This window comes from Enterobacter sp. BNK-34, assembly GCF_048684445.1.
Classification (GTDB): domain Bacteria; phylum Pseudomonadota; class Gammaproteobacteria; order Enterobacterales; family Enterobacteriaceae; genus Enterobacter; species Enterobacter pseudoroggenkampii.
The window spans coordinates 4616133-4636325 of the sequence record NZ_JBLQUA010000001.1; the positions used below are offsets into that span (position 1 = coordinate 4616133).

Below are 20193 nucleotides of genomic sequence, written 5' to 3' on the forward strand. Positions count from 1 at the left end.
CAGAATCACCGGCGTTAACTACCCGCGATAAATGCTGCGAGGTAGAAAACCCGATGGTCGGGCATTGTGCCTGATCCATTCGGTGAATGAAACGCTGTTTTTTACCTCAATGGCGTAAGTATAGTCAATCTCTGTTTACAAAATCGCCAGAACAGGTTCATTCACTTCAGGATTTACCCTTCTTTGACCTCAGCTTACGAGGACAGTTTCCCTTGCAGGCCAAAATGTCTGGCCCCGTTCCGCCATCTGCAATAATTCGTCACACGGTGTAAACCGTGGACCATATTGCGAAGCCAGACGTTGCAGGATAGCAACCACTTCACCCGCGCCGAGCGTATCCATGTAACGGAACGGGCCGCCAAGGAACGGCGGGAAACCAATGCCAAATACCGCGCCGATGTCGCCATCGCGCGCGCTCTTGATCACCTGTTCACCAAAGCAGCGCGCCGCTTCATTGAGCATCATCATCACGCAGCGTTCAGCGCACTGAACAGCGGACAGTTTTCCCTGACCGATGGTCGAAATAAGCCCATAAACCGAAGGGTCGACCTGTTTCTTGCTTTTACGCCCTTTCGCGCCGTAAAGATAGAAACCGCGTTCATTTTTTCTGCCTTTGCGATCGTCCTTCAAAATTGCAGAAACAATGTTTGCAGGCGGGCTAAAACGATCGCCATAAGCCGCCTCCAGTACAGGTATAATTTTAGTGCCGGTGTCTATTCCCACCTCATCCAAAAGTTGGATTGGGCCAACGGGGAAACCAAACTTTACCAGCGCCTCGTCGACATGTTCGATCTTCTCGCCTTCCGTCAGCAGCCGCATGGCTTCATTAATGTAGGGCGCCAGAATGCGGTTGACGTAGAAGCCGGCTTTGTCTGCGACCACGATCGGCGTTTTACCCTGCTTCTTCGCAAGCTTGACTACCGTGGCGATGGTTTGCGGACTGGTGGTCGCGTGTGGAATAACTTCCACCAGCGGCATTTTTTCGACCGGGCTAAAGAAGTGAAGTCCAATCACCTGCTCCGGACGCGCGGCTTTCGCCGCGATATCGCCAATCGGTAATGATGACGTGTTGGAGGCAAAAATGGTATACGGGGCGCAATGGTGCTCAACGTCTGCCACCATCTGCTGCTTAAGCGCCAGATCCTCAAACACGGCTTCAATCACCAGATCGCGGTGCGCAAAACCGCTGTAATCCGTCGTGCCGGAGATCATCGCAAGGGTTTTATCGCGCTCGCTTGCCTTGATATGGCGGCGTTTGACCTTTTGATCAAGGTTCTGCCAGCTGTACTGCAGCGCGTGGTTGATCCCCTTAGGAGTAATGTCTTTGATTCGTACCGGCAATTTGCCTTTGCTGGCGGTAACAAAAGAGATTCCGCCGCCCATGAGCCCACCTCCCAGCACGCCAATAGCACGCAGCGGAGCGGGCTGCGCCTCGCTACCGGGATCTTTTTTCACGTCCGTGCTGGCGAAGAAGATGCTGCGCAGCGCCTGTGACTGCAGCGTCATCGCCAGTTCGCCAAAGGCTTTGGCCTCCGCGGCATAGCCGCTGCTGCTGCCCTGCGACAGCCCGGTTTCGATTACTTCCAGGATCCGCTTTGCCGCCGGGTAATTGCCTTTGGTTTTTTGTTCGGTCTTTTTGCCCACCATGCTGAACAGGAGCGTTCTCCCCAGCGGACCGGCCAGCACGCGCTCGCGTACCGGCAGAGGCCGTCTTGCCTGACGCCCTTTCAGCGCAAGCTCAACCGCGGCCTCCAGCAAAATGGAGTGAGGCACGACGTCATCGACCAGACCGGCCTTCAGCGCCTGACGAGCTCGCAGCTGTTTACCGGTTAAGATCATCTCCAGCGCCGTGCTGACGCCCACCAGGCGCGGCAGTCGTTGCGTTCCGCCGGAGCCAGGCAGCAGCCCCAGCTGCACTTCCGGCAGGCCCAGAATGGTTTTCGGATCGTCGGTACATATACGGCTGTGGCACGCCAGAGCCAGCTCCAGCCCGCCGCCCAGACAGGCACCGTGGATCGCGGCAATGACCGGGATCGGCAGGCCGTTTATCTCCGCCATCACCTGCTGGCCCTGACGCGCCAGCTCTTCGGCTTCCCGCGCGCTTTGCGCCCGGGCGATCATGTTGATATCGGCCCCGGCGATAAAGTTATCCGGCTTGGCAGAGATAAACACCAGGCCGCGAATGGCTTTGTTCTCGCGGATCTGCTTTAGCATCGCGCGCACCTGAACACCAAATTCGGCCTTCAGGGTATTCATCTTTTCATCCGGCACATCAATAGTGATAACGGCCACGTTATCGAGGCGAACCGTCAGATTAAATGCAAATGGCATATCCATTATTCAGCCTCCAGAACCATTGCTGCGCCAAGGCCGCCCGCCGCACAGGCGGTAACAAGGCCAAACCCGCCGCCACGGCGACGGAGTTCATGTAATGTTTGCGTGATCATTCGCGCGCCGGTGGCGGCAAACGGATGACCATAGGCGATAGAGCCGCCCAGCACGTTGAATTTACTCTGATCCACTTCGCCCGTAGCATGGGCGCGGCCCAGCACATCGCGTGCGAAACGCTCGCTTGCCAGCAGCTGGACGTTGGCCAGGGTTTGCGCGGCAAACGCTTCGTGCATATCAATCAGGGTTAAATCCGCCAGCGTCAGCCCCGCGCGATCCAGCGCCAGCGGCGTGGACCATGCCGGACCTAACAGCATGTCCTGCCAGACATCAATGGCGGTGAAGGCATAGCTGCGTAAATAGCCGAGGGGAGTAATGCCCAGCTCCTTCGCACGGGATTCGGTCATCAGGATCACGGCGGCCGCCCCGTCCGTCAGCGGCGTACTGTTCGCCGCCGTCACCGTGCCGTGCTTGCGGTCAAACGCCGGGCGCAGTTTGGCGTAATCTGCCAGCGTCGAGGTGCCGCGAATATTGTTATCTTCCGCGAGCGGTTCCCGGTAGGGGGGAATATAGGCGGTCATGACCTCGTCGGTCAGCTTGCCTTCCGACCAGGCTTTTGCCGCAAGCTGATGTGAACGATGCGCCAGCGCATCCTGCTGTTCACGGGTAATGCCGTAGGTTTTCGCCATCTGCTCGGCGGTATCGCCCATGCGCAGACCGGTGGAGTATTCCGCTACGGCAGGTGGCACGGGCATCAGATCGCGCAGACGTAAACGCGAGAAGAGTTTGAGTTTCTGACCCGTCGTACGGGCTTTGTTAGCATCGACCAGGATACGCGCCAGCCTTTTACTGACCCCAATCGGCAGTACCGAAGAGGAGTCCGCCCCGCCCGCAATCCCGGCGCGGATAGTCCCCGCCATCAGGCTTTCGGCGACGTTAGCCACGGCCTGGAAACTGGTTGCGCAGGCGCGGCTGACGCTATAGGCATCGGTATGCACGTTCATCCCGGTACCGAGGACGATTTCCCGCGCAATGTTGGGGGCTTCAGGCATCTGCACAACCTGGCCGAAAACCAGCTGTTCGATGACCTCAGGCGGAATTTCGCTGCGAGCCAGCATCTCCCCCACTACCATTTTCCCCAGGTCGACGGCCGGTATGCCATGAAACGCCGTTGCCTGACGCGCAAATGGCGTGCGCAATCCACTGACTATGGCAATGCGATCGCCCTGACGGGTAATAAGCGGTAATGCCTGACTCATAACACTCCCCTGTAAAAAATTTTTGCAAACTCAAAGTGGTCTGACCTGATAATAGTCTTAACCATTTTTTTACATTCAGCCAATCGGGGAAACGAAAAAGTGCGAGCTAAAACACAGAGAAGAAAAAGAAAATGCCCCTGCATGGCAGGGGCATTTGTGCGGTATGTTGCCGGGTGCGCAAGGTAAAAGCAAAACGGTAACCCGTAGGTTACCGTTTTTAATGTTTGCGCCCTCTCCCGTGGGAGAGGGTCGGGGTGAGGGCATCAGGCCGCAGAAATTAACGCAGACCCAGCTGGAAAATCAGCGTTTCTGCTTCGCAGGCGAAGACAAAGTCGATGTCCAGCTTCACGCCACCTTCCACTTCGGTAAAGGTAGACTTGATTTCACAAGGATCGGATTCAACGTCACGCGCACGCTTGCTCAGCGCAGTAAGGGTCTCTTCCGCTTCGGCACGGTTGGTGAATACGCGGCTGTAAGAGGCGGTGCAATCGGTGTTGTCCATGATGGTTCCAACATCCATACAGCAGCAAACCGGGGTTTCATCAGCACTGCATTTACTCATAGCTCAATTTCCTCTGTACTCGCGCAGCGCGCGAGATAAACACGATGCTGCTATTTTACGCCCCGGCGCGGGCTCTCTCCAGCCGTTAATGGCGCAAAATCGGATAAGTGACCAATATCACACTAAAAAATGATCTAAAACAAAAACCACCCTTTTGGGTGAGTCTCGATGGTCACAATTTTGCCAACCAGATCTCGTTTCACGAAACATGTTTGAAAATATTAATAAACAAACTTGCAACATTCCGGCTGGTCAGACCTATACTCTGGCCACTGGTCTGATTTGTCTGTCATACCTCAGACCCTACACTTCGCGCTCCTGTTACGGTATGTAACAATTATTGAATAAAAATAACTCAATGAGGTTATGGTCATGAGCCAGAAAACCCTGTTCAACAAGACTGCGCTGGCAGTCGCAGTGGCACTCGTCTCCACTTCCGCATGGTCAGCGGGCTTTCAGTTAAACGAATTTTCTTCCTCTGGCCTTGGCCGCGCATATTCCGGGGAAGGCGCTATTGCTGATGATGCAGGTAACGCGAGTCGTAACCCTGCATTGATCATGATGTTTGATCGTCCGACCTTCTCTGCTGGTGCGGTTTATATCGATCCTGATGTAAACATTTCCGGTAAGTCGCCTTATACGGGTGCGAGTCTTAAAGCGGACAATATTGCCCCAACAGCATGGATCCCTAACCTGCACTTCGTTGCGCCTATCAATGAACAGTTTGGCTGGGGTGCATCCGTAACGTCTAACTACGGCCTTGCTACCGAGTTCAATAACAACTACCCGGCAGGTGAATACGGCGGTAAAACAGACCTTACCACGCTGAACCTCAACCTGAGCGGTGCGTATCGCCTGAACGATAACTGGAGTTTTGGCCTGGGCTTTGACGCCGTCTACGCCGATGCCAAAATCGAACGTTATTCCGGGGAACAGACTGCTCGCCTGCCAAAAAACAGCAATAAAATTGCCAGCCTTGAAGGTGATGAGTGGGGCTATGGCTGGAACGCCGGTATCCTGTACGAACTGGATAAAAACAACCGCTGGGGTCTGACCTATCGTTCCGAAGTGAAAATTGACTTCGACGGCGATTACAAGAGCGGCATCCTGAAGCCTGTGAACAACCTGGTTCCAGGCGCAGGTACCACCATTCCTTGGGGAACGTCAAACCAGACCGTTCCAGGTTCACTGTCGCTGCATTTGCCAGAAATGTGGGAAGTGTCCGGTTACAACCGCGTTGCACCACAATGGGCTATTCACTATAGCCTGGCCTATACCAGCTGGAGCCAGTTCCAGGAGCTGAAAGCGACCGGAACCAATGGTCAAACGCTGTTCTATAAGGATGAAAGCTTCCACGACGCCTATCGTATTGCGCTGGGTACCACCTACTACTACGATAAAAACTGGACTTTCCGCTCCGGTATCGCATTTGACGACAGCCCGGTTCCGGCAGACAAGCGTTCCATTTCGATTCCGGATCAGGACCGCTTCTGGTTAAGTGCAGGCGCGACATATGCGTTCAACGAGAATGCATCCATCGATGCGGGCGTTTCTTATATGCACGGTCAGAAAGTGACGTTCCAGGAAGGCCCTTACGAGTTTACCTCTGAAGGTAAAGCCTGGCTGTTCGGTACGAACTTCAACTACGCGTTCTAATCGTACTGGAATCAAAAAAGGTGAGCATTGCTCACCTTTTTTATTTACTGTGAATCGATATCTTTTAGTTCGTTTTCGATAGCCTTCGCGTTTGGATTCTCTTCCGGCTTCAGCTTACCGCCGTTGGCGATAAAGTCATGATTCTGGAAGTACGCTTCACGCACCATAATGTACGGGTCAGAAGACTGGCGCAGCAGACCGTCAGAGTCGAGCAGTTGCGCGCGGGTTTCAATCCCTTCCACCGTCCATTTACCCACCGACAGCGGCCAGGTCAGCCACGACAGAACCGGATACAGCGTATCGACCATATCACCGCCGTCATCACGCACGGTGAAGCTGCCATAGAACGGCAGATGAACGTAAGGGCCGTAACCGACACCATAATGCCCCAGCGTACTACCAAAACGGTGCGGCTGTTCACGCTGCAGTTTCGGGTTCGCCATACCTGCGACATCAATAAAGCCGCCCATCCCCAGAATGGAGTTCAGGAAGAAGCGAGTAAAGTGCACCATCCCCTGATACGGATCGCCCTGCAGGAAATAGTTCACCATTACCGCAGGCTCTTCGAGGTTGCTGGTAAAGTTACTTAATCCGTTACGCGCGGGCTGTGGAACATAATCGCGCCATGCTACTGCCACCGGGCGAACCACATACGGGTCCAGCACGTTGTAGTTGAAGCTATACATTGAGCGGTTAAATCCTTCAAGAGGATCGGAGCGTCCCGTTTGCTCACCGGAGCTGGCGCAGCCCACAAGCATCGTCGCGCCCAGCGCAAGCGCCGACAGCCGAAGTTTCATAAATATCTCCCTGTTCAGTATGGCTATCGTTGATTGCCATCCGTAACGGAGCCGTTGACGCTCCGTCTGTAAACGTGCAAGCGATTGTAACAGCACGTTTACCGATGTCTATGAGCACAATTACGGGCAGTAACCACCGTGACTCTGATCTCAGCATAGCCTGGCTTTTGGAATTCGTTTCGCTGGCAATTTTATAATGTCTTTTGAAAGAGATGTATCACCTTTGTTGCCATTGCCGCCAATTTAAGAGCATCCCCACAGGCATTCCGATAAAAGCCGCTACGCTTAACAAAAAGATCAACCTCCGGGAGCAAATATGAAAGACGTGGGCGAAGAAAAAATTGGCGAGAACAGTGAGGAACTTGAAATTGAAAGCGAGGAGAAAGCGCGCGGCGAGAAGATAGAAATTGATGAAGATCGCCTCCCCTCCCGCGCGATGGCCATCCACGAACATATACGCCAGGACGGTGAAAAGGAGATGGAGCGCGACGCGATGGCCCTCTTCTGGTCAGCCATCGCTGCCGGGCTCTCAATGGGCGCATCTCTGCTTGCGAAAGGGATATTTCATGTGCAGCTGGAGGGTGTGCCCGGCGGATTTTTACTCGAGAATCTCGGCTATACCTTCGGCTTTATTATTGTCATCATGGCCCGCCAGCAGCTGTTTACCGAAAACACGGTGACCGCCGTTCTGCCTGTAATGCAAAACCCCACCCTCGGCAATTTCGGTTTATTGATGCGTCTGTGGAGCGTCGTCCTGCTGGGTAATATCATCGGCACAGGCATCGCGGCCTGGGCGTTTGAATACATGCCGATCTTTGATGAACCCACCCGGGACGCGTTTGTAAAAATCGGCATGGATGTGATGAAAAACACGCCGGTGGAGATGTTCTCGAATGCCATCATCTCCGGCTGGATCATCGCCACAATGGTCTGGATGTTTCCTTCAGCGGGGAGCGCCAAAATTGTGGTGATCATACTGATGACCTGGCTGATTGCGCTGGCTGATACCACGCATATCGTGGTCGGTACCGTTGAAATACTGTATCTGGTCTTCAACGGTACGCTTCACTGGAGCGATTTTTTCTGGCCGTTCGCCCTTCCGACACTGGCAGGAAACATCTGCGGCGGAACGTTTATCTTCGCGCTGTTAAGCCATGCTCAAATCCGTAACGACATGTCGAACAAACGCAAAGCCGAGCTTAAGGCCCGGGAAAATGATGATAAATCGACAAAAAAACCGACCTGAATGGTGACTCTTTGAGCAGTCAGGCGGCGATGCGCTTAACGCATAGTGTAAATAAGGCTATACTCGTGCCGCCTCGTCCCCTTAGTTAAATGGATATAACGAGCCCCTCCTAAGGGCTAGTTGCAGGTTCGATTCCTGCAGGGGACACTTTGACTTCCACGCGTTGTTGAACACATTCGCCTGTCCACCGCAGAGTACACTGCGAAGAAGAATCCCGTTTTATTTGAGCGTAACGCGTTGCCAGCTGTTTAAGACGCAACTCCAGCTGGGTCTTTTCGGCTTCAGGAAGCACACCTCCTGTTGGATGCTGTGACAGGCGTCTGAGTTGTTCTTCAGCCGGTATTGTTTGGTTAAATGACTGTATAGTCGAAAAAACCACCGATTTAAGCTCACTCACCGTGATGTATTTTCCTTTTTGCTCATCCAGACTACTCAGCCGGTGGCTCAGTTGCTGAAGCTTCATCATTCCCTGATACCAGCTGTTCATGGCCTCAGCAGGCAACGCCGCCGCGTTAAATTTTTGCTGCCACTGTACGGCGAGCGGCTTTGCTTCCTCCGGCCGCAATGCCTGGAGTTGCGCTAACAGCTGAAGGCTGTAGGAAATATTCCAGTCAGGAGGCAATTTATCCAGTCGGGCAAGCTGCTGCTGCGTTTCTGTGATAAACGTGGACGGGAAAGTGCCTCGCTGTGCTAACGCGTCTTGCTGAGCAGGTGTAAGCGCTTCAGGTAACGGTGCCAGCGAGGCAATAGCCTGAGCCGTTAAAGGATCGGGTCTGGACAGAAAGCCCCCTCCCCACGCCACGGCGACGCTGACCACCAGCATAGAACACATCCCGGCGACAAAGGGTTTCCATGGTCTGACAGCCCCATGCGCTGTCGCACGATCCTCTGCATTCGGCTGATTTTCCGGCTGCACAACATAAACCCATTTCACTTCGTCACTCGGTTCTGCCCTCTCCAGAGGTAATTCGCGACCGGGCATTATGCTCGCATTCAAATCTGATGCGTCATTACTGTTTTCCAGCCGTTCGGCATTTGAACGTATCAACGTTCGTAACGTATCGAACTGGCTAAGGTGTTTGAGCTCAAGGCGCCGGAGCACCGCACTCAGGCGGGTAAGCAACGCTTCAGCGCTATACAACTCACTAAGACGGTTGTTGTTGAATGGAAGCATACGCATGCACTGCTGCAGGCGCTGGCTCAGGCTGCTCAGGATTTCCATACGAGCGTGTAGCGTCTTCGGCCAGAAAACGTCCCACTGGTGGCTAATCAGGGCCTCCAGAATCGCTAGCCCTTCGTTCATGCCAGCCACCACGCTTTCCCCGCCAGCAGTATTATTTTGTACAGACATGAGCATTCCTTGATTAATCCGTTAAAACAGCATGATGGTTAAGGTTTTTTTGAAGCCAGTGCGGATAGTTCATTTCGCAACTCAGCACTAAGTGACTGGTCAAGAACGATTTTCTCCAGCTCTTTTCGGAAAGTCTGGTTATCCAGCAGGTTGGCTTTCAGATCGCGGAGCAAGTTGCGCATCGCCAGCATCGCCTTCAGCTGTGGAATTTGGGCTGCCACCTGCTCTGGCGTGAAATCTTTCATGCTCTGGAAAGTCAGCTGAATGTTGTCCTCACCACCATCGTCAGACAGCGTATTTTTAACGGCCAGATTAACTTTTGTGGAATATTCGGAAAGAACGCTATCGAAATTATTTTTCGTGATGTTAACTTTTTCACGATCAGATATTGAAGAAGACTCCCGCCCATTACTGAAATCACCTGTAACCAGTAATTTCAATGGCAATTCCATTTTCTTGCTTGCCCCGCCAGTATGCAGATCAAGCTTCAGGTTAATACGTGCCTTAGGCACCTCATTCTGAAAACTGTCAGCCATCTAATCATCCCTCTTTGTTTTGCTATGCCAACTTCACGGTATCGTTCTTGATGCGCAATAATAGAATAATGATCGGAACAAAATCAAATACACAGATCATTAATCCGAAACAAGAATTTTCTTAAGAATTTTCCACTAAGACATTATCGTAAATAGGCCAACTAAATCAGGAAAAGAAACTGCTCTTTTCGCACAAATCGAATATTTGTATCGCAGAAGGGGTTGTAGCCAGAGAGATGTTTATAAAAACATCTTGTTTTGATTTGCATCACAGCATTACGTCAAAAAGCGCGAAAGAACGACAATATCTTATTGCGGCACGATTAAAAGAAGACAGGAATGGATGAAAGCAGATGACTATTCCATTGATGGTATGAATAACGCTTAAGAATTTTCACGAAGAAAATTCTTATTTATTATGCGGAGGAATAAATAAAGGCGTAAATGTTTAATTTGGCGCAAATCAACTATGCCGTTTTTTTCTTTACGCCTTCCCTCTGAGCGCTAACGCTTTTGCCTTTCGCTCAGGCAGGAAAGGCGCTTTCATGCGACTGCCTATAAAATCTGTAAAATCAATCACCTTCCTAACTGCCGCTTTTTTAATCAAAAACGAGTAATAGCACATATCGTATAACGGTGCTACATTACGCCGCCCGCCCAAATCAGCAGTGGCCAGGCAACGCCGTAAAGTTCGGTAAAGCCTGCAACCATCACCTTGAAGAACGGTCTTATCGGCACGTCGTATCGCAAACTCTGCGCTACCTTTACAGGCTTCACATAGGTTTTACTATTTTGTCTCAATCCAAATTTCAACGCGCGTTTTTACACCCGCGTTACTGGTTTACATGGTTTGGTCTTGGCGTTCTCTGGCTGCTGGTTCAACTTCCGTACCCTGTACTGCGTTTGCTGGGGTCGAAACTGGGCAGCGCTTCCCGCTTCTTCCTGAAACGTCGCGAATCCATCGCGCGTAAAAATATTGAGCTTTGCTTTCCGCAGTACAATGCCGAAGAGCGCGAGAAGCTCATCGCTGAAAACTTTAAGTCTATCGGCATGGCGCTGCTTGAAACCGGCATGGCCTGGTTCTGGCCGGATGAGCGTGTCCGCAAGTGGTTTGACGTGGAAGGCCTGGATAATCTTAAGCGCGCGCAGATGCAAAAACGCGGCGTGATGGTCGTTGGCGTTCACTTTATGTCGCTGGAGCTGGGCGGCCGCGTGATGGGGCTTTGTCAGCCAATGATGGCAACCTACAGACCCCACAACAGTGCGCTAATGGAGTGGGTACAGACGCGAGGCCGCATGCGTTCCAATAAGGCGATGATCAGCCGTAACAACCTGCGCGGCATGGTCGGTGCCCTGAAGAAAGGTGAAGCCGTCTGGTTTGCACCCGATCAGGATTATGGACGTAAAGGCAGCAGCTTTGCGCCTTTCTTTGCGGTTAAAGATGTTGCTACGACTAACGGCACCTTTGTCATTTCTCGTTTGTCAGGCGCCTCCATGCTGACCGTGACGATGGTGAGAAAAGCAGATAAGTCAGGCTATCGTCTGCACATCTCCCCTGAAATGGCTAACTATCCGGAAAACGAGTGCGAAGCCGCAGCGTTTATCAATAAAGTCATCGAAACTGAAATCATGCGTGCGCCAGAGCAGTATCTGTGGATGCATCGCCGTTTCAAAACCCGCCCTCTTGGCGAAGCCTCTCTCTATATTTAAGTCTTTCAGGAAGGTTAGTTTCGCTAAGAAACTAACCTTTTCAATCACCTGTCATCCCGTTGAGAAGCCCTCTTTCATTGCGTCGCCCAAAGTGAATTTATTGCGATGCGAAATCAAACTGTCGCCGTTCCACGACACTCGTAAGTAACGGAAATTATTTAAAAAAATGCCTCTTGTCACCCCTCATTTTTAGGCGTACATTAGCGCCGTCTGGCAACAGGAAAGCACAGAATTCTGAACTGGAGTTAACGGCGTAACGGGAAAATTCTCATTTTCGTTTTGACCGGATTTCAGTTCTCTATAATCAGGTGGACTCTGTTTTTAAATGCGTACCACAAGATACGCGGAGCGATGAAACGTGAAATATTTCTTTATGGGCATTTCGGTGATTGTTTTAGTCTGGGCCGGAACCTTTGCCCTGATGATCTAGTGAAGAACATGCAGTCAAAAAAACAGGAGCCATCGGCTCCTGTTTTTTTATGTCATGACGACGCGGGATGTTCAGCGACGCTCTTTGAAGTGAGAAGACCGTCGGCCCGGAACATACTCTTGATGCCCCTCACCGCCTGACGGATACGATCGCTGTTTTCAATCAGGGCAAATCGCACATGGGTGTCGCCGTAATCACCAAAGCCAATGCCCGGTGACACACACACCTTCGCATCCTGCAGCAGCTTTTTGGCAAACTCCAGCGATCCCATCGCCGCGTACGGCTCCGGAATTTTCGCCCAGACGTACATGGACGCCTTCGGCATTTCCACCATCCAGCCTGCTTCATGCAAGCCCTTTACCAGCACGTCACGGCGGCGCTTATACTGGGCGGCAATCTCGTGAACGCACTGCTGGTCGCCTTCCAGGGCAGCGATAGCCGCGACCTGTAGCGGCGTGAAGGTACCGTAGTCGTGGTAACTCTTAATGCGCGCCAGGGCACTCACCAGCGTTTTGTTACCCACCATAAAGCCAATACGCCAGCCTGCCATGTTGTAGCTTTTTGACAGCGTAAAGAACTCTACCGCCACGTCACGCGCCCCCGGGACCTGCATAATGGAAGGGGCTTTCCAGCCGTCATAGACGATGTCAGCGTAGGCTAAATCATGAACCACCAGCACGTCATAACGTTTAGCCAGGGCGACGACTTTCTCGAAGAAATCGAGCTCCACGCACTGGGCCGTTGGGTTCGACGGGAAACCGAGGATCATCATCTTCGGTTTCGGATAACTTTCGCGAATCGCACGCTCCAGTTCGTTAAAGAAATCGACACCTTCCACCAGCGGAACGGAACGGACCTGCGCCCCGGCAATCACCGCGCCGTAGATATGGATCGGGTAGCTTGGATTAGGCACCAGCACCGTATCGCCATGATCCAGCGTGGCCAGCATCAGGTGTGCCAGCCCCTCTTTCGAGCCGATGGTGACAATCGCTTCACTTTCCGGATCGATATCAACCTGATAGCGATCCTGATACCAGCGCGAGATCGCGCGACGTAATCTGGGAATACCGCGAGAGGTTGAGTAGCCGTGCGTATCCGGACGCTGGGCAACCGTGCAGAGCTTTTCAACGATATGCGGCGGCGTTGGGCCGTCAGGGTTACCCATGCTGAAATCAATAATATCTTCGCCGCGCCGACGCGCAGCCATTTTCAGTTCAGCAGTGATATTGAAAACATAAGGGGGGAGACGATCGATACGCGTAAAACGGCGTTCAGGACTGAATTCAGCCATAGATTCCTCAGATTAACGTTAGCGCCCGGACCGTCCGAGCGACGCTGCCACCGATGTGGCATGCTTAGAAAATAACCTGAAAAAAATCATGCTGTCGAGAGGGAAATGAAAAAAAAGCGATCGCCTGAAAACCGGAACCCGGCAGTGCCAAAAAGCGGAAGCCCCTGTTTCAGGGTTGGCTTTCTGATAGCCATTATTTAACAGGATGATATCAAAACAGTTACCTGACGATGCGCTGGCTATAAAAAATCAGGCCGTGTCCGTTACCGCCGGACAATCCCCTTTAAGAATTATGGTTTTTCCTCATTTGATAAACCTGACGGATAGCTGGTCAATACGCGCCAGGTTTTTTATCATGGTTCTTTCCCGTTTTCCCAGGTCTACTCGTGCACGAAATATTCACTATGCTGCTGGCGGTTTTTGACCGTGCGGCATTAATGCTGATTTGCCTGTTCTTCCTCATCCGCATTCGCCTGTTTCGCGAGCTGTTGCACAAATCCGCCCACTCGCCAAAAGAGCTGCTGGCCGTTACCGCCATCTTTTCGCTGTTCGCCCTGTTCAGCACCTGGTCAGGCGTGCCGGTAGAGGGCTCGCTGGTTAACGTGCGCATTATCGCCGTGATGTCCGGCGGAATTTTGTTTGGCCCGTGGGTGGGCGTTATCACCGGCGTGATTGCCGGAACCCATCGCTACCTGATTGATATCGGCGGCGTAACGGCGGTGCCGTGCTTTATTACCAGCATTATCGCCGGGGTGCTCTCCGGCTGGATCAGCCGCAAAATCCCGAAAAAACAGCGCTGGCGCGCCGGGATCGTCGCAGGCATGGTGTGCGAAACGCTGACTATGATCCTGGTCGTCGTCTGGGCCCCCACCACCGCGCTGGGGCTGGATATCGTCTCGAAAATCGGGATTCCGATGATCCTGGGCAGCGTGTGCATCGGTTTTATCGTGCTGCTGGTGCAAAGCGTTGAAGGGGAAAAAGAGGCCAGCGCCGCCCGTCAGGCCAAGCTGGCGCTGGATATCGCCAACAAAACGCTGCCGCTTTTCCGCCACGTTAACGCGGAATCGTTGCGTCAGGTCTGCGAGATTATCCGCCACGACATCCACGCAGACGCCGTCGCCATCACCAATATTGACCACGTGCTGGCCTATGTTGGCGTCGGGGAACACAACTATCGCGATAATGATGACACCATCAGCCCGACCACCAGACAGGCGATCAATTACGGTAAAATCATTATTAAAAACAATGACGAAGCCCACAGAACGCCGGAAATCCACTCCATGCTGGTGATTCCGCTGTGGGAGAAAGGCGTCGTGACGGGCACGCTGAAAATTTATTACTGTCACGCGCATCAGATCACCTCCTCCCTGCAGGAGATGGCGATTGGCCTGTCGCAGATTATCTCCACTCAGCTGGAAGTCTCCCGTGCAGAACAGCTGCGTGAGATGGCAAATAAGGCAGAGCTGCGCGCGCTGCAGAGCAAAATCAATCCCCATTTCCTGTTTAACGCGCTGAACGCGATCTCCTCGTCCATTCGTCTTAATCCGGACACCGCGCGCCAGCTGATTTTTAACCTGTCCCGCTATCTGCGCTACAACATCGAGCTGAAAGATGACGAGCAGATCGACATCAAAAAAGAGCTGTATCAGATCAAGGATTACATCGCGATTGAACAGGCGCGCTTTGGTGACAAGCTCACGGTCATTTACGATATTGATGAAGAGGTCAACTGCGTGATCCCGAGCCTGCTTATCCAGCCGCTGGTCGAAAACGCGATTGTTCACGGCATTCAGCCCTGTAAAGGCAAAGGGGTGGTCACCATCAGCATCACCGAAAGCGGTAACCGGGTACGCATTGCCGTGCGCGATACCGGCCACGGGATTGACCCAAAAGTCATTGAGCGCGTGGAGTCTAACGAGATGCCCGGGAATAAAATCGGCCTGCTGAACGTGCACCACCGGGTCAAGCTGCTTTACGGCGACGGACTGCATATTCAGCGTCTTGAGCCGGGCACCGAAATTGCTTTTTACGTCCCGAATGAGCGCTCTCCCGTTCATTCGACAACATCACTGTTGCCCCAGGTGGAGTAACCCATGAAAGTTATCATCGTAGAAGATGAATTCCTGGCTCAACAGGAGCTCACCTGGCTTATCAACACCCACAGCCAGATGGAGATTGTGGGTACGTTTGATGATGGTCTGGACGTGCTGAAGTTTTTGCAGCATAACCGGGTCGACGCCATCTTCCTGGATATCAACATTCCGTCGCTGGATGGCGTATTGCTGGCGCAAAACATCAATCAATTTGCCCATAAGCCGTTTATTGTTTTCGTTACCGCATGGAAAGAGCACGCCGTAGAGGCCTTCGAGCTGGAGGCGTTTGACTATATCCTTAAGCCTTACCAGGAGTCGCGGATTGTCAGCATGCTGCAAAAGCTGGAGGCCGCATGGCAGCAGCAGACCGCCCCCGCTAGCGCCACCCCAACGGTACGGGAAAACGACACCATTAATCTGGTCAAAGACGAGCGCATCATCGTGACGCCGGTCAATGATATCTACTATGCCGAAGCCCATGAAAAGATGACGTTTGTTTATACGCGGCGGGAATCTTACGTGATGGCGATGAACATCACCGAGTTTTGCAGCAAGCTGCCTGCGTCGCACTTTTTCCGCTGCCACCGCTCGTTCTGCGTGAATTTAAACAAGATCCGCGAAATCGAACCGTGGTTTAACAACACCTATATCTTGCGTCTGAAGGATCTGGATTTTCAGGTGCCGGTGAGCCGCAGCAAGGTGAAAGAGTTCCGCCAACTGATGCACCTGTAAAGAAAAAGCCCTCTCCAGCGGGAGAGGGCTATACGTCACAGGATTTGACCGAGAACCTGACGCAGATGGGCACCCGAACCCAGCAGGCCTGGATTATCATGCACGATCAGATAAACCGGAATGTCCTGCACGTAGCTTCTGAAGCGCCCTTTATCCTCAAACCCGCCGCGGAAGCCGGAGGCTTTAAAGAAGTCGAGGAAGCGCGGCACAATTCCGCCTGCGATATAAACGCCCCCGAAGGTGCCCAGCGTCAGCGCCAGGTTGCCGCCGAAGCGTCCCATAATCACGCAGAACAGCGACAGCGCACGACGACAGTCAATGCAGCTGTCCGCCAGCGCGCGTTCGGTGACGTCTTTCGGCTGCAGGTTTTCCGGCAGACGACCGTCAGATTTCACAATCGCACGGTACAGGTTCACCAGCCCCGGACCCGAAAGGACGCGCTCGGCGGAGACGTGGCCGATCTCAGCGCGTAATTCTTCAAGGATAATGCCCTCTTCTTCGCTGTTTGGCGCAAAATCTACGTGGCCGCCTTCACCCGGCAGGCTCACCCAGCGCTGAGCAACGTGCACCAGATGTGAAACGCCCAGTCCGGTACCGGCCCCGTAAACCGCAATCGGCTTACCTTCGACAGGTTCAGCGCCGCCAAACTGGATCAGATGCTCCGGCTTCAGCATCGGGATCGCCATGGACACCGCGGTGAAGTCATTGATGATTTCAAGATGCGCAAAGCCGAGGTTTTTTTTCATCTCGGCGATGGAGAATGCCCAGGTATGGTTGGTCATTGCGACCCAGTCGCCTGTTATCGGACAGGCAATGGCGATGCAGCCATCTTCGACGCTAACCTGATGCTCGTCCAGATAGACGCGGACAACGGCCTCAAGGCTTGGATAATCCAGCCCTGAGTAGGTTTTCGCCCGGGAAATTTCACCGCTACTTACATCGCATAATGCGAGGCGCGCGTTCGTGCCGCCCACATCACCTACCAAAGCATACTTTGTCATTCTTCTACTGCTCCGCTAAAGTCAGAATAAATCTTTGGGACACTGTAAATTCAAGGCGTGATAACAACAACGGCCGTAAGGTGAATGCCCATGGATTATCGATCTTCGTCACAGAATAACTTTACCGTTTCAGCACCTTTTGCACTATTGCCATAAAGCTTAATGTGCAAAGTAACGTAATACCGTTTTGTACAAGGAAATCATCATGCTCCACCCGCGAGCCAGAACCATGCTGTTGCTGGCCATTCCGGCGCTAATCATTGGCGTGGTTTCAAGCCTGGTGCTCATTGTCGTGATGAAAGTCGCGTCGGTGCTGCAAACACTATTATGGAACGCGCTTCCTGCAGGACTGGGGGTCACCGCGGATTCTCCTGCCTGGATCGTTGTGATGCTAACGTTGACCGGTATTGCGGTGGGCCTGGTGATCCGTTTCAGTCCTGGCCATGCTGGACCAGACCCGGCACAGGAACCGCTGATTGGTGCCCCGGTTTCCCCTTCGGCACTGCCGGGGCTGATTATTGCGTTGATTCTCGGTCTGGCCGGCGGCGTCAGCCTGGGACCAGAGCATCCGATTATGGCGGTCAACATTGGCCTGGCGGTTTTCCTCGGTTCACGCATTTTGCCCCGCGTCGGCGCGCTGGACTGGACCATTCTCGCCTCCGCAGGCACCATCGGGGCGCTTTTCGGTACACCCGTCGCTGCCGCACTGATCTTTTCGCAGACGCTCAGCAGCAATAACGACGTCCCCCTTTGGGATAAACTCTTTGCGCCGCTGATGGCCGCCGCCGCCGGGGCGTTGACCACCAGCCTGTTTTTCCATCCTCATTTTTCACTCTCACTCCCCCACTACGGCCAGATGCAAATCGCCGATATTTTCAGCGGCGCCATCGTCGTCGCTATCGCCATTGCGCTGGGGATGGTGGCGGTATGGTGTCTTCCGCGTCTGCACCGGCTAATGCATAGACTCAAACACCCGGTGTTAATTCTGGGGGCTGGCGGTTTGATCCTCGGTATTTTAGGGGCAATCGGTGGGACGGTGACGCTGTTTAAAGGTCTGGACGAGATGCAGCAGCTGGCCTTCAGCCAGGTATTTAGCGTCTCCGACTATCTGCTGTTTGCCGTAATCAAGCTGGCAGCGCTGGTGGTGGCGGCCGCCTGCGGTTTCCGCGGTGGACGCATCTTCCCGGCGGTCTTTGTCGGCGTCGCGCTGGGGCTGATGCTGCACGAACATGTCGATGCGGTGCCGGCGGCGATTACCGTCTCCTGCTCTATTCTGGGACTGGTTCTGGTGGTCACGCGCGACGCGTGGCTCAGCCTGTTCATGGCGGCGGTAGTTGTACCGGATTCGACGCTTTTCCCTCTGCTTTGTATCGTGATGTTGCCCGCCTGGCTCCTGCTGGCGGGCAAACCGATGATGATGGCCTGGCGAAACGACAAGTAGTCAGGCGTTATTGCGCGCTTCCAGCGCTTTGGTAAGCGCCCCCAGCAGCGGTGGGATATCTGCTTTCGGCAGCATCACCTCAATCAGCGAGAGCCGCTCGTGGTGCGCTACTTTTTCAAGGACGTCCGCCAGCTGCTCCGCTTCACTGACCCGCCAGCACTGGGCCTGAGGATCAAGGCTCAGTGCCTGCGGGATTTGCGTCCAGTTCCATAACGCAATGTCGTTATACCGCTGCTCCGGCCCGTGGATCGCCCTTTCTACCGTGTACCCTTCGTTGTTAAGGACCAGAATGATGGGGTGCTGTTTATCCCGCAGCATCGAGCCTAGCTCCTGAATGGTGAGCTGTGCCGCGCCATCCCCCGTCAGCACAATTACGCGCCGGTTCGGACAGGCCGTTTGTGCGCCAAATGCCGCCGCCAGCGTATAGCCGATCGATCCCCACAGCGGCTGGACGATAAAATTCACGTCAGCCGGCAGACGAAGGTCGATCGCGCCGAAGGCCGAGGTGCCCTGATCCGCAAGAATGATGTCCCCCGGGCGGATAAACGTCTGCAACGTTTTCCAGAAATTCTCCTGCGTCAGCGAGCCATCCGGCTGCGGGTAGGCCATCGCGCTTTGAGAGGCCGGTACCGGCGTATCGTGCACGTGCTGTTTACACAGCTCCACCAGCGTTTCGATTGCCTGGAGCATGGGGATGCCGGTAAACCAGATATCACCGACGCGTGAGGCGTGAGGCTGAACTTCTATCGTTTGAGCCGGGGTAAGCTGATGCGTGAAGCCGGCGGTCAGGGTATCGGTAAAACGTGTGCCGATGCACAGCACGGTATCCGCCCCTTCAATCGCCTCTTTTACCGCGCCGGCGCTCGCCGAACCGCTGTACGTGCCGTAAAAACCGGCGTGACGCTCGTCGAATATCCCTTTGCCCATCAGCATGGTGGCGTGTGCCATCGGCACGTCTTTTACCCATTTCTGTAGCGCATGCTTCAGGCCATGGCGCAGGACAAGGAAATCGGCCAGCAGCGCAGTACGCTTGCTCCTGGCAAGCCTGTTCTCTGCGGCATCCCGGAACGCTTTCAGGCAGGCGCTATCGGCATGCGCGTGCCGGAGCGTGAGAGCGTTTACAGGCGGTGTGGCGGCCTTTTTAGCCACGTCGGCGGGCAGCATCAGATAGCCGGGACGACGTTCCCGAAGCATGGTCGTTAATACCCGGTCGATTTCATAACAGGCGTTTTGTTCGGTCAGGATCGCCTGTGCAGCGGTGATCGGCTCGCTCATATGGTAAAAATGACGAAACTCACCGTCGCCCAGCGTATGGTGCAGCAGCTCACCTCTTTGCTGTGACGCCGTACCCGGCGCACCCACAATATGCAAGACCGGAACGTGCTCGGCGTAGCTGCCCGCAATGCCGTTCATGGCGCTTAACTCTCCTACGCCAAATGTCGTCAGCAGCGCGGCGAAGCCCTTACATCGGGCATATCCGTCCGCGGCGTAAGAGGCGTTTAATTCGTTGGCACAGCCCACCCAACAGATATCCGGGCTGTCTATCACATGGTCGAGAAACTGCAGGTTATAGTCGCCCGGCACGCCAAACAGATGATCGGCTCCACAATCTGTAAGACGGTCCAGCAGGTAATCGGCGACGCAGTATGGGGTACGCATAAACAGGTATCCTTCTAATGTTTTGACCTCACCTTGAG

Annotated in this window: 16 protein-coding genes, 1 tRNA gene and 1 pseudogene; 8 read left to right on the plus strand and 10 right to left on the minus strand. The window is 53.7% G+C overall.

All coding sequences use genetic code 11. From position 1 onward, the window contains the following. Positions 1-189: 189 nt before the first annotated feature. The 3 genes from fadJ to ACMGG5_RS22690 all read right to left on the minus strand — a co-directional run bounded on the left by fadJ (position 190) and on the right by ACMGG5_RS22690 (position 4209). Positions 190-2337, minus strand: a complete 2148-nt coding sequence (gene fadJ / locus ACMGG5_RS22680) for a fatty acid oxidation complex subunit alpha FadJ (RefSeq protein WP_420278547.1) — start codon at positions 2335-2337, stop codon at positions 190-192. After that, a complete protein-coding gene (gene fadI, locus ACMGG5_RS22685) occupies positions 2337-3647 on the minus strand; it encodes an acetyl-CoA C-acyltransferase FadI (RefSeq protein ID WP_090419992.1) in 1311 nt (436 codons plus the stop codon). The genes fadJ and fadI overlap by 1 nt, the downstream gene beginning before the upstream one ends. Positions 3648-3924: 277 nt before the next feature. Next, the gene (locus tag ACMGG5_RS22690) at positions 3925-4209 is read right to left on the minus strand and encodes a YfcZ/YiiS family protein (RefSeq protein WP_024907659.1); all 285 of its coding nucleotides are present in this window, start codon (positions 4207-4209) and stop codon (positions 3925-3927) included. Between the two features lie 372 nt (positions 4210-4581). On the opposite strand from ACMGG5_RS22690, the gene fadL reads away from it, so the two are divergent. Next, complete coding sequence (gene fadL / locus ACMGG5_RS22695; protein WP_024907658.1) at positions 4582-5865, plus strand: long-chain fatty acid transporter FadL; 1284 nt, start codon at positions 4582-4584, stop codon at positions 5863-5865. 44 nt (positions 5866-5909) lie between these two features. On the opposite strand, the gene mlaA is transcribed toward fadL, so the two are convergent. After that, on the minus strand, positions 5910-6662 hold the full coding sequence (mlaA, locus tag ACMGG5_RS22700; protein WP_024907657.1) for a phospholipid-binding lipoprotein MlaA: 753 nt from the start codon (positions 6660-6662) through the stop codon (positions 5910-5912). Between the two features lie 316 nt (positions 6663-6978). On the opposite strand from mlaA, the gene ACMGG5_RS22705 reads away from it, so the two are divergent. Both ACMGG5_RS22705 and ACMGG5_RS22710 read left to right on the plus strand, forming a co-directional pair. Further along, positions 6979-7908 carry a formate/nitrite transporter family protein gene (locus tag ACMGG5_RS22705; RefSeq protein WP_048992644.1) on the plus strand — a complete coding sequence of 310 codons (930 nt, stop codon included), beginning with the start codon at positions 6979-6981 and terminating at the stop codon, positions 7906-7908. 75 nt (positions 7909-7983) lie between these two features. Beyond that, positions 7984-8055: transfer RNA gene (locus ACMGG5_RS22710), tRNA-Arg, on the plus strand. Here ACMGG5_RS22710 and ACMGG5_RS22715 read toward each other — a convergent pair. The 3 genes and pseudogenes from ACMGG5_RS22715 to ACMGG5_RS22725 form a co-directional block, all read right to left on the minus strand. Next, positions 8018-9214, minus strand: a pseudogene (locus ACMGG5_RS22715) (VasL domain-containing protein); the annotation flags it as partial. The gene ACMGG5_RS22710 and the pseudogene ACMGG5_RS22715 sit on opposite strands and share 38 nt — an antisense overlap. Positions 9215-9297: 83 nt before the next feature. Next, the gene (tssB, locus tag ACMGG5_RS22720) at positions 9298-9795 is read right to left on the minus strand and encodes a type VI secretion system contractile sheath small subunit (RefSeq protein ID WP_420278549.1); all 498 of its coding nucleotides are present in this window, start codon (positions 9793-9795) and stop codon (positions 9298-9300) included. A gap of 639 nt (positions 9796-10434) precedes the next feature. Then, positions 10435-10572 (minus strand): hypothetical protein, encoded by a 138-nt coding sequence (locus ACMGG5_RS22725; RefSeq protein ID WP_159427010.1) that lies wholly within the window; start codon positions 10570-10572, stop codon positions 10435-10437. A 12-nt stretch (positions 10573-10584) separates the two neighbouring features. On the opposite strand from ACMGG5_RS22725, the gene lpxP reads away from it, so the two are divergent. Continuing rightward, the gene (gene lpxP, locus ACMGG5_RS22730) at positions 10585-11505 is read left to right on the plus strand and encodes a kdo(2)-lipid IV(A) palmitoleoyltransferase (RefSeq protein WP_090420251.1); all 921 of its coding nucleotides are present in this window, start codon (positions 10585-10587) and stop codon (positions 11503-11505) included. 358 nt (positions 11506-11863) lie between these two features. Next, positions 11864-11935 (plus strand): membrane protein YpdK, encoded by a 72-nt coding sequence (ypdK, locus tag ACMGG5_RS22735; protein ID WP_099458937.1) that lies wholly within the window; start codon positions 11864-11866, stop codon positions 11933-11935. Positions 11936-11987: 52 nt separating this feature from the next. Here ypdK and alaC read toward each other — a convergent pair whose 3' ends face one another. Further along, positions 11988-13226, minus strand: a complete 1239-nt coding sequence (gene alaC, locus ACMGG5_RS22740; RefSeq protein ID WP_023308710.1) for an alanine transaminase — start codon at positions 13224-13226, stop codon at positions 11988-11990. 386 nt (positions 13227-13612) lie between these two features. On the opposite strand from alaC, the gene ACMGG5_RS22745 reads away from it, so the two are divergent. Together ACMGG5_RS22745 and ACMGG5_RS22750 are read left to right on the plus strand one after the other, a co-directional pair. Beyond that, positions 13613-15319, plus strand: a complete 1707-nt coding sequence (locus ACMGG5_RS22745; RefSeq protein ID WP_024907633.1) for a sensor histidine kinase — start codon at positions 13613-13615, stop codon at positions 15317-15319. Positions 15320-15322: 3 nt separating this feature from the next. Further along, positions 15323-16054 carry a LytR/AlgR family response regulator transcription factor gene (locus ACMGG5_RS22750; RefSeq protein WP_024907632.1) on the plus strand — a complete coding sequence of 244 codons (732 nt, stop codon included), beginning with the start codon at positions 15323-15325 and terminating at the stop codon, positions 16052-16054. A gap of 35 nt (positions 16055-16089) precedes the next feature. On the opposite strand, the gene glk is transcribed toward ACMGG5_RS22750, so the two are convergent. Then, complete coding sequence (gene glk, locus ACMGG5_RS22755) at positions 16090-17055, minus strand: glucokinase (RefSeq protein ID WP_048029635.1); 966 nt, start codon at positions 17053-17055, stop codon at positions 16090-16092. Between the two features lie 205 nt (positions 17056-17260). Here glk and ACMGG5_RS22760 point away from each other — a divergent pair, with 205 nt between their 5' ends. Next, complete coding sequence (locus ACMGG5_RS22760) at positions 17261-18496, plus strand: ion channel protein (RefSeq protein ID WP_024907630.1); 1236 nt, start codon at positions 17261-17263, stop codon at positions 18494-18496. Here the strand turns inward: ACMGG5_RS22760 and ipdC are convergent, their stop codons facing one another. Further along, on the minus strand, positions 18497-20155 hold the full coding sequence (ipdC, locus tag ACMGG5_RS22765; protein ID WP_290093546.1) for an indolepyruvate decarboxylase: 1659 nt from the start codon (positions 20153-20155) through the stop codon (positions 18497-18499). Between the last annotated feature and the right edge of the window lie 38 nt (positions 20156-20193).